General features: G+C 71.4%; 12 protein-coding genes and 1 riboswitch. Of the genes, 10 read left to right on the top strand and 2 right to left on the bottom strand.

The window, feature by feature from the left end; all coding sequences use genetic code 11:
• Window positions 1-195: 195 nt before the first annotated feature.
• Together BA175_RS21870 and BA175_RS21865 are read right to left on the bottom strand one after the other, a co-directional pair.
• Window positions 196-699 (bottom strand): GNAT family N-acetyltransferase, encoded by a 504-nt coding sequence (locus BA175_RS21870; RefSeq protein ID WP_069173208.1) that lies wholly within the window; start codon window positions 697-699, stop codon window positions 196-198.
• Between the two features lie 173 nt (window positions 700-872).
• Window positions 873-3,215, bottom strand: coding sequence for a chitinase C-terminal domain-containing protein (locus tag BA175_RS21865; RefSeq protein WP_069173207.1), 2,343 nt, complete (start codon window positions 3,213-3,215; stop codon window positions 873-875).
• A gap of 261 nt (window positions 3,216-3,476) precedes the next feature.
• A riboswitch (FMN riboswitch) is annotated at window positions 3,477-3,607 on the top strand.
• 162 nt (window positions 3,608-3,769) lie between these two features.
• Here BA175_RS21865 and ribD point away from each other — a divergent pair.
• From ribD to BA175_RS21815, 10 genes are all read left to right on the top strand, one after another.
• Entirely contained in the window at window positions 3,770-4,870 is a 1,101-nt protein-coding gene (gene ribD / locus BA175_RS21860; RefSeq protein WP_069173206.1) for a bifunctional diaminohydroxyphosphoribosylaminopyrimidine deaminase/5-amino-6-(5-phosphoribosylamino)uracil reductase RibD, read from the top strand.
• On the top strand, window positions 4,871-5,566 hold the full coding sequence (locus BA175_RS21855) for a riboflavin synthase (protein WP_069173205.1): 696 nt from the start codon (window positions 4,871-4,873) through the stop codon (window positions 5,564-5,566).
• Window positions 5,563-6,207, top strand: coding sequence for a nicotinamide mononucleotide transporter family protein (locus BA175_RS21850; protein WP_069173204.1), 645 nt, complete (start codon window positions 5,563-5,565; stop codon window positions 6,205-6,207). The genes BA175_RS21855 and BA175_RS21850 overlap by 4 nt, the downstream gene beginning before the upstream one ends.
• Window positions 6,204-7,493, top strand: coding sequence for a bifunctional 3,4-dihydroxy-2-butanone-4-phosphate synthase/GTP cyclohydrolase II (locus BA175_RS21845; RefSeq protein ID WP_069173203.1), 1,290 nt, complete (start codon window positions 6,204-6,206; stop codon window positions 7,491-7,493). The genes BA175_RS21850 and BA175_RS21845 overlap by 4 nt, the downstream gene beginning before the upstream one ends.
• Before the next feature lie 72 nt (window positions 7,494-7,565).
• Window positions 7,566-8,051: a 6,7-dimethyl-8-ribityllumazine synthase gene (gene ribH, locus BA175_RS21840; RefSeq protein ID WP_069173202.1), complete on the top strand. Its 486-nt coding sequence runs from the start codon at window positions 7,566-7,568 to the stop codon at window positions 8,049-8,051.
• A gap of 35 nt (window positions 8,052-8,086) precedes the next feature.
• Window positions 8,087-8,359: a phosphoribosyl-ATP diphosphatase gene (locus BA175_RS21835; protein WP_031097852.1), complete on the top strand. Its 273-nt coding sequence runs from the start codon at window positions 8,087-8,089 to the stop codon at window positions 8,357-8,359.
• Window positions 8,360-8,442: 83 nt separating this feature from the next.
• Window positions 8,443-9,291, top strand: a complete 849-nt coding sequence (gene hisG / locus BA175_RS21830; protein WP_069173201.1) for an ATP phosphoribosyltransferase — start codon at window positions 8,443-8,445, stop codon at window positions 9,289-9,291.
• 70 nt (window positions 9,292-9,361) lie between these two features.
• On the top strand, window positions 9,362-9,841 hold the full coding sequence (locus tag BA175_RS21825; protein ID WP_069173200.1) for a PH domain-containing protein: 480 nt from the start codon (window positions 9,362-9,364) through the stop codon (window positions 9,839-9,841).
• A gap of 185 nt (window positions 9,842-10,026) precedes the next feature.
• The gene (locus BA175_RS21820) at window positions 10,027-11,415 is read left to right on the top strand and encodes a hemolysin family protein (RefSeq protein WP_069173199.1); all 1,389 of its coding nucleotides are present in this window, start codon (window positions 10,027-10,029) and stop codon (window positions 11,413-11,415) included.
• Window positions 11,412-12,497 carry a hemolysin family protein gene (locus BA175_RS21815; protein WP_069173198.1) on the top strand — a complete coding sequence of 362 codons (1,086 nt, stop codon included), beginning with the start codon at window positions 11,412-11,414 and terminating at the stop codon, window positions 12,495-12,497. Before BA175_RS21820 ends, BA175_RS21815 begins: the two co-directional genes overlap by 4 nt.
• Window positions 12,498-12,600: the final 103 nt, after the last annotated feature.

The raw sequence follows: 12,600 nt of genomic DNA, 5'->3' as shown, positions 1-12,600 counted from the left end.
GGCCGAGGCGGACAGGTGGGAAGCACCGCCCACGACCGATGTCTGGCGGAACTCGACCCGTGCGGCTCGGCGATCCGCTCCGACGTCCGGCGGCGGACGCAGGTCCGCCGCCGGACGGCGGGAAGGCCGTGCGTCGGCCGGACGTCACCGGACTCCACATCGCGCCCCCGGCGTGCATCGCTCACGCACACCTGGTCACGGCAACGCACGTGTGAGCCAGACCACTTCACCGTTGTCCTCCGTGGAAACGTGATCCCGCTCGAACCCGAGCTTCTCGAGGACACGGAGCGACGGTGTGTTCCACGCGCCGACGGTCGACCAGAGCCGTCTACGCCCGGTTGCGACAGCAGCATCGAGCACCGCGCCGGCGGCCTCGGTGGCGTAGCCACGCCCATGCGCGCGCTGGAACAACTCGTACGCGATTTCCGGCTCTTCCACGGTGGAGCGGCCGATGATCAGCCCGCAGTAGCCGATGAAGTCGCCTTCGTCACGGCGCTGGACGGGCAAGAGGGCTATCCCCGTGGTCTCCGTCGCGGCGAGCAGCTCCACGATGGACGTCCGGATGTGCTCGACCGTGGGGGTCCCCTTGCCGCGTTCGGAGAGGAGGGCGCAGAACTCGGCGGCGTCCGACTCGACCCATGGCCGCAGTATCAGCCGCTCGGTCTCAAGGTGGAACGGCATCGTCTGGTACGTGGTCATGCCCTCACTGTGCCCCACTGATCGAACCCCGACCCAGGCGCCGGCCCAGGCGCCGGTCCGTCAGCCGGCCCCGCAACGGGCACCCCGGGCCGGCGGCCGTGGGTCCGGCCGGGCAGCGGTGAGCCCGGCGGCGGTGGTGCAGTTCGCCGCCGGGCGGTCGTGTGCCGGGGGGTTCAGCAGGTCCCGAGGTCCTGCCAGACGCCCCACTCACCGGTGGAACCGGGCGTCTCGCCCTTGGTCCACCACTTCGCCTTCCACGTGTGCGTGCCGTAGCTCACGGTCGCCCCCGCCCCGTACTCCGCCGACGCGCTCCAGGCCGCCGCCGCGCAGGTTCCGGGTGTCGGTGTCGGTGTCGGCGTCGGCGTCGGGGTGGGGCCGGTTCCCGTCCCGGTGCCCGGCTGGACGACGGTGGTGCCGCGTGCCAGGTCTCCGGCGAGGGAGTACGTGGCCCCGCCGAAGGTCACCGTCCAGTTGGACGGCGTCGAGGTCGGCAGGTAGTAGACGAAGTCCAGCTGTACCGAGGCGCCCGGGGCCAGCGTCTGCCAGGCCGGCAGCTTCAGCGACACCCGGTTGTAGTCACCCTTGAGGCCGCCGATGTTGTTCGCCGCCGTGTGGTCACTGCGGATGACGGTGGTGCCGAAACCCGACTGGTCCTTGGCGTTGGCCGGGGCGGAGGTCGCGTAGTCGAACCGGAACTCCGTGCCGCCCGGCAGTGTCGCCGTCGTGTTGTTGGTGATCTTCAGCTTCGGACTGATCGGGTAGTTGGAGTCGCCGAGGGGGAACTGCTCGAACGACACGTCGATGTCCAGGGCCTTGGCCGGCAGGTCGACGGTCGACCGGGTCGCACCGTACGGGGTGGCCGACCTGAACTTCTCGTACATCGCGGACGTCAGGGTGGAGCCCGGTTCGTACTGGCCCTTGGCGGCGTTCCAGCCGTAGTCGCCGGCGAGCTCCCAGATCATCGTTCCGCCGATGCCCTTGTCGACGACGTAGTCGGCCTTGGCGGCCACCGACTGCTCGTCCTCGGTGGACAGGAAGACCTTCTTCTCGGCGTTCCACAGCCAGGGCGCGACCAGCGTCGCGTCGTAGTTGCGGGTGTAGGTGCCGGTCAGCCGGGTGCCGGCCGGGAAGCCGTACCGTGTGACGTAGTCGCCGACGACCCCCTTCTCCAGGTTCTTCGCGTGCCACATCGGGTTGGAGCCGGCCGGGGACTCCTTGCCGTTCGTGTCCAGGTCGTGCCAGAGGTTGTCGATGCCGACGGCACCGTCACCGCACTTCGTCAGCCCGGCGCCCGCAGGGCAGTCGGTGGTGGCCGCCCTGCCCCACAGCCCGTTCGTGCCACCCTGCACGTTCTTGAAGCCGCGGGTGTAGTACGGCAGCCCGATGTTGATCCGGCCGGGCGGCATGGAACCGCGGAAGTAGTGGTAGGCCCAGTCGGTGTTGAGGTAGCCGGTCCCGCCGTACTGGGACGTCGAGTAGACGCCCGCCTGGGCCAGTTCGGCGTCCTTGCCGTCGTCGTGGAGCGAGGCGTTCGGGCCGACGTACTCGTTCCAGGCGCCGTGCAGGTCGTAGGACATGATGTTGACGTAGTCCAGGTACTTCTGGACCTGGAAGGTCTCCATGCCGCGCAGCAGATAGCCGGAGGAGGGGGCCGCGACGGTCAGCAGGTAGTGCCTGCCGTCGGCGGCGGACGCGCGGTCCAGCTTCTCGCGCAGCGTCTTCATCAGCGCGCCGTAGCCCTTGACGAGGCCTGCCCGGCGGGCGTTGGCCAGGGTGTGGTCGAGCGGGTTGCCGGCGTCCTTCATCGTCGTCGGGTACTCGTAGTCGATGTCGACCCCGTCGAAGCCGTACTTCTTGAGGAACGCGACGGTGGAGTCGGCGAAGGTGTCGATGCCCTTCTGGTTGACCGAGCCGTCGGCGTTCGTGGCCATCGAGTAGAAGCCGCCCGAGTCCACCCGGGTGCCCTTGTCGTCGAAGTAACCGCCGGTCTCGGCCCAGCCGCCCACCGAGACCAGGGTCTTCACGGCCGGATGCTGCTTCTTGAACTTGTTGAGCAGGTTGAAGTGGCCCTTGTAGGGGAGACCGGGGTCCATCTCGGCGCCCGTCACACCGGGCCAGGTCATTCCCGTGGAGGCGTTCTGCGGGCCGTCGCCGCCCACGGAGATCTTGTTGTCACCGTCGACGTGCGCGAACGCGTAATTCAGATGGGTGACCTTGTCCCAGGGGATGTCCGGGACGAGGTAGGACGGCGTTCCGTCCTTGCCGGTCCGCCAGTTGGTGAAGTATCCGATGACACGCCGCTGGTGGTCGGCTCCCATCTTCTCGCGGCCCTCGGAGTCGTAGACCGAGCAGTACGGCACGTCGACACCGGGGGTCCGGTAGAGCCCGTCGGGCCGGCAGGACTCCTGATCGGCGGCGGCGGCCGAGGGAGCCGCGGTGAGCGAGCCCAGCAGCAGTCCGGCGACGGCTGCGCCGGCTGCGAGCAGGGTGGCTCTCGCGCGGGTGGGGGACAGCATGTGTGGTTCCTCCTGGGGAGGTCGGCTGACACGACTGGCAAAGGGGGATCTGCGCGGGACCCGGGTGTGCGCACACCCGGCAGGCGTTCCTCGGAGGTGACGCAGAGATTAAGAGGACTAGACCAGTGAGTCAATAGGTCTGGACCATTTGCCGGCGGATGGGCCCGGACACGGTCGCGGCGCCGGCCCTGTGAGCCGCTCCACAGCAGGCACCCGTTTGGCCCAGGGGCGGCCGTGGCACAATGAGTGATGTACCAGTAGCAGCGCACTCCGGGGTCGGTGCAATTCCGAACCGGCGGTTATAGTCCGCGACCCGTCCGCATCCAGCGGCCGGTTGACCAGGTGGGATTCCTGGACCGACGGTTAAAGTCCGGATGGGAGGCAGTGCGCGGCGGGCCGTTTCGGGTACGCCGCCGTCGGCGGATGCGTTCCGGGAGATCGTCCCGGAACAGGCGCATCCGTGTCTTCGGTTTCGGCGTCCCCCGTTGCGTTCCGCTTCATCTGTCGTCATCGACAGGCCCCGGAGTCCGTGCCCGAAGAGGCAGGAGGACCCGGTGGGAACCGCAGCCGACATCACCGCCATGCGGCGAGCTGTCACGCTCGCGGCCCGCGGACTCGGCGCCACCAGCCCCAACCCGGTCGTCGGCTGTGTCGTCCTCGACGCCGCCGGGCAGCAGGCCGGCGAGGGCTACCACCGGCGCGCCGGAGGGCCGCACGCGGAGGTCCACGCGCTGCGCGAGGCGGGCGAAGCCGCCCGCGGGGGCACCGCCTACGTCACCCTCGAACCCTGCAACCACACGGGCCGCACCGGCCCCTGCGCCCAGGCGCTCCTGGACGCCGGTGTCCGCCGTGTCGTGTACGCGGTCGCCGACCCGAATCCGCAGGCCACAGGGGGCGCGGAGACGCTGCGTGCCGCAGGTGTCCAGGTCGAGCAGGGCCTCCTCGCCGACGAGGCGGAGGCCGGGAACACCGCGTGGCTCACCTCCGTACGGCTGGGCCGCCCCTACGTCCGGTGGAAGTACGCGGCCACCCTCGACGGCCGTATCGCCGCCGCCGACGCCACGAGCCGCTGGATCACCTCGCCCGAGTCCCGGGCCGACGTGCACCGGCTGCGCGCCGAGGCGGACGCCGTCGTGGTCGGCTCCGGCACCGCCCGCGCAGACGACCCGCAGCTGGGGGTACGCGGCGTCGAGGGCGCCGTACAGCCGCTGCGGGTCGTCGTCGACACCGCCGCCACCGCCGTCCGGCCCGGGGCCCGGGTCCTGGACGGCACCGCGCCCACGCTGATCGCCGTCGCGCAGGACGCGGACACCGCGCACCTCCCCGAGGACGCGGTGCTGCGGCTCCCGCGCGCCGCCACCGGCCCCGGACTGGACATCACCGCCCTGCTCGCCGCCCTGCACACGCGCGGCGTCCGCTCCGTACTCCTCGAAGGCGGCCCGGTCCTGGCCGGCTCCTTCGTCGCCGCGGGAGTGGTCGACACCGTCGTCGGCTACCTCGCCCCGGTCCTTCTCGGTGCGGGCCCCGCGGCCCTGGCCGACGCCGGAATCTCCACCCTCTCGCAGGCGTTGCGCCTGGATGTGACCGAGACCGCCCGTTTCGGCCCGGATCTGCGCATCACCGCCGTCCCCGTTCCTCCTCGGAAGGGAAACTGAGTGTTCACCGGAATCGTCGAAGAACTGGGTGAGGTCACCGCCGTCGAGAAACTCGGCGACGCCTCCCGCTTCCGCCTGCGCGGCCCCGTGGTCACCGAAGGTGCCAAGCACGGTGACTCCATCGCCGTCAACGGCGTCTGCCTCACCGTCGTGGACCTCGGCGACCACGAGTTCACCGCCGACGTGATGGCCGAGACGCTGAAGCGCTCCAGCCTCGGCGCGCTGGAGACCGGCTCCCGGGTCAACCTGGAGCGGCCCATGGCGCTCGGCGGGCGGCTCGGCGGGCACATCGTCCAGGGGCACGTGGACGGCACGGGCCGCATCCTCGCGCGCACGGTCTCCGAGAACTGGGAGATCGTGAAGATCTCCCTCCCCGCGGAGCTGACCCGCTACGTGGTGGAGAAGGGATCGATCACCGTGGACGGCGTGAGCCTGACCGTCGTCGACGCCGGGCCCGACCACTTCACCATCAGCCTCATCCCGACCACCCTCGCGCTGACGACGCTCGGCATCAAGCAGCCCGGCGACCCCGTCAACCTCGAGGTGGACGTGCTCGCGAAGTACGTCGAGCGGCTGCTCGGCCCGAACGCCGGCACACCGGCCGCCGCGGCCCCGGTCCCGGACGCCGGGACCGCGACTGCCGCGTCCTCGAGCCCGGCGGCCTCCGCCGCAGAGCCCGGGGAGCCGGTCGCATGAGCACCCTCGACTGGCTGAACGCGGAGGCCTTCACCGCCTTCGGGCAGCACATCATCTGGTCGGACATGATCGGCAACACCGTCGGCCTGATCGCCCTGGCCCTCGGCTGGCTGCGCTCCGTGTGGACCTGGCCCGCCCAGCTCCTGTCCGGCCTCGTCCTCATCGCCGCCAACGTCTCCGTGCAGCAGGCGGGCAGCGTCGGCAAGCAGCTGATCGTCGTCGCCGTCGCCGTGTGGGGCTGGCAGCAGTGGACCCGCGGCAGGCAGCGGGCCCAGGACGGCTCCATCGCCGTACGCTTCGCCACCTGGCGCGAACGGGCGTACCTGGTGGGCGGCGCCGCGCTCGGCACCCTCGCCGTGGGCGGCCTGTTCACCGCCTTCCCGTCGCTCTCCTGGAGCCCCTGGGCGGACGCGTACATCTTCGCCGGCACGCTCGTGGCGATGCTCGCCCAGGCCCGCGGCATGGTCGAGTTCTGGTTCGCCTGGCTGCTCGTCGACGTCGTCGGCGTCCCGCTCAACTTCCACAGCGGGCTCGCCTTCTCCGGTCTCATCTACGTCGTCTACGGCGCCCTCGTCCTGTGGGGCATGCGCGACTGGTGGCTGCGTACCCGGACACCCGCTCTGGAAGGAGCCACGGCATGACTGCCCAGCCCAGCTGGTTGCACGGCCTCGCCTCCGAGGACCTCTCCCTCGACCCCGTCGAGCAGGCGATCAGGGACATCGCCGCCGGACGGCCCGTCGTCGTCGTCGACGACGAGGACCGGGAGAACGAGGGCGACCTCGTCATCGCCGCCGAGAAGGCCACCCCCGAGATCGTCGCCTTCATGATGAGCGAGTGCCGCGGCCTGATCTGCGCCCCCATGGAGGACGACGAGCTCAACCGCCTCCAGCTCCCGCAGATGGTCGAGCACAACACCGAGTCGATGAAGACCGCCTTCACCGTCTCCGTGGACGCCTCGGCCGCCCACGGGGTGACCACCGGCATCTCCGCCGCCGACCGGGCCACCACCCTGCGGATGCTGGCGGGCGGTGTCGCGGGCCCCGGTGACTTCGTGCGCCCCGGCCACGTCTTCCCGCTCCGCGCCCGCACGGGCGGCGTCCTCGTCCGCAACGGCCACACCGAGGCAGCCGTCGACCTGGCCCGGCTCGCCGGACTGCGCCCGGCCGGCGCCATCGTCGAGATCGCGGGCGAGGACGGCGTGATGCTGCGCCTGCCCGAACTCGTCCCCTTCGCCCGCAAGCACGGCCTCACGATCATCTCCATCGAGGACCTCATCGCCTACCGGCGCAGCGCCGAGCCGACCGTCCGCCGGGAGGCCGAGGTCCGACTCCCCACCGCCTTCGGCCTGTTCACCGCGTACGGCTACCGCTCCACCGTCGACGGCGTCGAACACGTCGCGCTCGTCCACGGCGACATCGGCGACGGCGAGGACGTCCTCGTACGCGTCCACTCCGAGTGCCTGACCGGCGACATCTTCCAGTCCCAGCGCTGCGACTGCGGACCGCAGCTGCACGCCTCCATGGAACGCGTCACGGCGGAGGGCCGCGGCGTCATCGTCTACCTGCGCGGCCACGAGGGGCGCGGCATCGGGCTGCTGTCCAAACTGCGGGCGTACGAGCTCCAGGAGCGCGGGGCCGACACCCTCGACGCCAACCTCGAACTCGGCCTGCCCGCCGACGCGCGGGACTACGCGGCCGGCGCCCGGATCCTCGGCGACCTCGGCGTCCGCACCCTCCGGCTGATGACCAACAACCCGGAGAAGACGGCCGCCCTCGTCCGGTACGGCCTCGGGATCACCGGACGCGAACCCATGCCCGTCCAGGCCGGCGAGCACAACCTCCGCTACCTGCGCACCAAGCGCGACCGCATGGGCCACGACCTGCCCTGGCTCGACGCCACCACCGCGTCGACCTGCGGCAACCAGTGACCACCGGCGGAACGACCCACCGGCGACACACCTCACCGGCGCGACACTCATCGACGAGACACCAGGAGAGACATGAGCGGCAAGGGCGCACCCGAACTGTCCGTACGCAACTGCGGTGACCTGCGGGTGGCCGTCATCGCGGCCCAGTGGCACGAGAAGGTCATGGACGGCCTCGTCGACGGCGCGCTGCGCGCCCTGCACGACCTGGGCATCGACGAGCCGACGCTGCTCAGGGTCCCCGGCAGCTTCGAGCTCCCGGTGGTCGCCAAGGTCCTCGCCGGCCGCGGGTACGACGCGATCGTCGCCCTCGGCGTGATCATCCGCGGCGGCACCCCGCACTTCGAGTACGTGTCCCAGGGCGTCACCAGCGGCCTCACCCAGGTCACCGTCGACACCGGAGTCCCCGTCGGCTTCGGCGTCCTCACCTGTGACACCGAGGAGCAGGCACTGGACCGGGCCGGGCTCGAGGGGTCCCACGAGGACAAGGGGCACGAAGCGGTCACCGCGGCCGTCGCCACCGCCGCCACCCTGCGCACCGTCAGCGAACCCTGGCGCTGAGCGGCGGCCCGGGACCCCGTATTCTAAGGACCATCATGGCGAACAAAACCTTCGAAGAGCTCTTCGCCGAGCTCCAGCTCAAGGCCGCCGACGGCGACCCCTCCACCTCCCGCACCGCCGAACTGGTGGACAAGGGCGTGCATGCCATCGGCAAGAAGGTCGTCGAGGAGGCCGCCGAGGTCTGGATGGCCGCCGAGTACGAGGGCAAGGAAGCCGCCGCCGAGGAGATCTCGCAGCTGCTCTACCACGTCCAGGTGATGATGGTCGCCCGCGGCATCTCCCTCGACGACGTCTACGCCCACCTCTGAGCCTCCGGTATCCGCACCGCGGCCCCTCCCGGGCCGGATTCCGCACGTTCCCGCACATCACTCCGCACAAAGGACACCGCCCTATGCTGCGCATCGCCGTCCCCAACAAGGGTTCACTCTCCGGGCCTGCGATGGCGATGCTCCATGAGGCCGGCTACCAGCAGCGCAAGGAGTCGAAGGAGCTCGTCCTCGTCGACCCCGCCAACGAGGTCGAGTTCTTCTACCTCCGGCCGCGCGACATCGCGATCTACGTGAGCTCCGGCCGGCTCGACATCGGCATCACCGGCCGCGACCTGCTGCTGGACTCCGGCGCCGAGGCCGAGGAGATCCTCCAGCTCGGCTTCGCACGCTCCACCTTCCGCTACGCCACCAAGCCCGGCACGGCCGACGGTCCCCAGGACTTCGGCGGCATGACGATCGCCACCTCCTACGAGGGCATCGTCGCCAAGCACCTCGCCGACGTCGGCGTCGACGCCTCCGTCGTCCACCTCGACGGCGCGGTCGAGACGGCCGTCGAGCTCGGCGTCGCCCAGGTCATCGCCGACGTCGTCGAGACCGGCACCAGCCTGCGCAACGCCGGACTGGAGGTCATCGGCGAACCGATCATGACCTCGGAAGCCGTCGTGATCCGCCGCAAGGGAGCCCCGGCCGACGAGCCCAAGGTGCAGCAGTTCCTGCGCCGCCTGCAGGGCGTCCTCGTCGCCCGCAGCTACGTGATGATGGACTACGACTGCCGCGTCGAGCACCTGGAGCGTGCCGTGGCCCTCACCCCGGGCCTGGAGTCGCCGACCATCTCCCCCCTGCACCACGAGGGCTGGGTCGCCGTCCGCTCCATGGTCGCCGCCAAGGAGGCCCAGCGGATCATGGACGACCTGTACGAGCTCGGAGCCCGCGCCATCCTCACGACGGCCATCCACGCCTGCCGTCTCTGACAGCCCCGCCCGGTCCGCACCCGCCGCCCCCGGGGGCGGCGGGGACCACAGCACACCGAAGGACGACAGCATGTCCGCCCCCGCGCCCCGGCCCCCCGGACTCCCCGCGCTTCCGGCCACCTTCAGGCCCACCCGCAGCCGGCTGGTCCTGCTCACCGTCGGGGCGGCGATGTTCGTCGTCATCACCGCGATCGCGCTGATACTGGAGCAGCTGAGCCCGGGGGAGCGGACCAGCTTCATCTTCGTCGCCCTGCTCTTCTCCGGTGTGCTCGCCCTGCTCAGCAGGGCCCGCATCGTCGCGGACGAGGCCGGGGTCACCGTCGTCAACATCACCCGTACGCGCCGGCTGGCCTGGGCGGAGATCCTGCGCGTCAACCTGCGCGCCGGCGACCCCTGGGTCTTTCTCGACCTCAGCGACGGCACCAGCCTGCCCGCCCTCGGTATCCAGCCCGGAATCGCCAAGGAACACGCCATCCGTGACGCCCGTACACTCCGCGCGCTCGCCGAATTCCACGGCAGCGGAGTGAACGGGAGCACGGAGAACGGCTGAGCCCCCTGCCCCGCACGGCCCCTTCTTGATTACTCTGGAGGGCGGCGGCGCCCCGCGCGCGCCCCGCCCCGCACCGGAGGCCACGAGGCCCGCGGGGCTTTCCTGCGACCCAAGGAGTGACTCCCTCCAGCAATGGACGGATCGTCCGGTAGTACCCGCGCCGCCCTCCCCCCGGAGGCGGCGGCATGATCACCCCCCTGTTGCTGCTCACCGCGGCATTCCTTCTCATCCTCGCCAACGGCTTCTTCGTGGCGGCCGAATTCGGGCTCGTCACGGTGGAACGGCCGGACGCCGAACGCGCGGCCGCCGAGGGCGACCGCCGGGCGGGCACCGTCGTCGCCTCCCTGCGCGAACTCTCCTTCCAGCTCTCCGGCACCCAGCTGGGCATCACCATCACCTCATTGGTCGTGGGCATGCTCGCCGAACCCGCGCTCGCCCGGCTGCTGGCCGGACCGCTCACCGCCACGGGCCTGCCCCGAGGGGTCGTCTCCGGGGTGAGCGTCGTGACCGGCATGCTGCTCGCCTCCGCCGTCCAGATGGTGATCGGGGAACTCGTACCGAAGAACTGGGCGGTCTCCCGGCCGCTCCAGGTCGCCCGGTTCGTGGCCGGCCCCCAGCACCTCTTCTCCTCCGTCCTGCGCCCCGTGATCACCGTGCTGAACACGGTGGCCAACCGGCTGGTACGGCTGCTGGGCGTCGAACCCACCGACGAGCTGGCGTCCGCCCGGACCCCCGGTGAACTCGTCTCGCTGGCCCGGCACTCGGCCGAGGCCGGCACCCTGGAACAGGACACCGCCGACCTCTTCGTACGGACGCTGTCGCTGGCCGGTCTCACCGCCCAGCACGTCATGACGCCCCGGGTGAGGGTCAGCGCGCTGCAGTCGTCCGCGACCGCGGCGGACGTCCTCAACCTCACCCGCGCCACCGGGCTCTCCCGCTTCCCGGTCTACCGCGAGCGCATCGACGAGGTCGTCGGGATGGTCCACCTCAAGGACGCCCTCGCCGTCCCCGCCCAGGACCGGCTGCGCACCCCGGCCGGCCGCATCGCCGTGCCGCCGCTCCTGGTACCGGAGACGCTGCCCGTCGAACAGCTGCTCCAGAGGCTCCGCGACGAGCAGCCGATAGCCGTGGTGGTCGACGAGTACGGAGGCACCGCCGGCGTCGTCACCCTCGAGGACATCATCGAGGAGCTCGTCGGCGAGGTCCGCGACGAGCATGACGCGGAAGGCGCCGACCGCCCCGACCTGACCCCCGTGGTCGCCGACGACGGACGGCCCGGCTGGGACGTGGAGGGCAGCTGCAGGGTGCTGACCCTGCGCCGCATAGGCCTCGAGGTACCCGAGGGGCCGTACGAGACCGTGGCCGGACTGGTCGCCGACCTGCTGGGCCGCATCCCCGCCCCCGGCGACCGGGCCGAACTGCCCGGCTGGCGGGTCCTCGTCCGCCAGGTCGGCCACTACCGCGCCGAACAGGTCCGCTTCGTCCGCCTGGCCGACCTCGCGCGGCCCGTGCCGGCCGGACCCCGGCCCGAGGCGGCCGAACTCACCCAGGAACTGCTGGAGGCCGTGCGATGAGCGTCGTACAGCTCCTCCTGGCCGGGTTCCTCGTGCTGGCGAACGGCTTCTTCGTCGGCGCCGAGTTCGCCCTCGTCTCCGTACGCCGCAGCCAGGTGGAACCCCTCGCCGCGAAGGGATCCGGCCGGGCCGCACAGGTCCTGTACGGCCTGGAGAACCTGCCGCAGATGATGGCCGCCGCACAGTTCGGCATCACCGTCTGCTCCCTGACCCTCGGCGCCGTGGCCGAGCCGACCGTCGCCCACCTGCTGGAGCCGGTCTTCCACGCCGTGCACCTGCCGGAGGCGCTGATCCACCCCCTGGGCTACGCCCTGGCCCTCGTCCTCGTGGTCTTCCTCCACCTCGTCATCGGCGAGATGGTCCCGAAGAACCTGGCGATGGCCGCGCCCGGGAAGACCGCCCTGTGGCTCAGCCCCGGCCTGGTCGGCTTCGCCCGGATCTGCCGGCCGGTCACCGCGGCGCTCGGCGCCTGCGCCCGGCTGGTGCTCCGGCTCTTCGGCGTCGAACCGAAGGACGAGGTCGAGGCCGTCTTCACCAGCGAGCAGCTGAACCGGCTGGTCGAGGACTCCGGGCAGGCCGGACTGCTGGAACCGGAGGCGCAGGAACGCCTGGAGGACGCGCTGGAGCTGGGCAGCAGGCCCGTCACCGACGTGCTGCTCGACCGGGCGGCCCTGGTGACGGTCGACCCGTCCGTCACCCCGCGCCGGATCGAGGAGCTGACCGTACGGACCGGCTACTCACGCTTCCCCGTCTGCGCGGAGGGCGGCGGCCCCTTCATGGGCTACCTCCACGTCAAGGACGTCCTGGAGCTGGAGGACGGCGAACGGGCCGTTCCGCAGCACGTCTGGCGCCCGATGGCGACCGTACGGGCGGAGCTCCCGCTGGACGACGCCCTGACCGTGATGCGGCGCGCGGCGACGCATCTGGCACAGGTCGCCGACGCCTCGGGCAGGGTGCTCGGCCTCGTCGCCATGGAGGACGTCCTGGAGATGCTCGTGGGAGAGGTGCGCGACCCGGCGCACCGCGTCTCGGTGGCCCGCCGTCCGGCGGAGGTGCCGAAGGCCATGGCCCCGCTCGGCTGAGCCGCGACGGCAGCCGCCGGGCGGGCCACGGCCTCGCCCGGCGGCTCCGGTGTCTCACCGGCGGCTCCGGTGTCTCACCGGCGGCTCCGGTGTCTCACCGGCG

The sequence above is a fragment of the Streptomyces griseus genome (assembly GCF_001715295.1).
Classification (GTDB): domain Bacteria; phylum Actinomycetota; class Actinomycetes; order Streptomycetales; family Streptomycetaceae; genus Streptomyces; species Streptomyces griseus_G.
The sequence above is the reverse complement of the archived record's forward strand: the minus strand, read 5'-3'. Positions and strand labels throughout refer to the sequence as shown.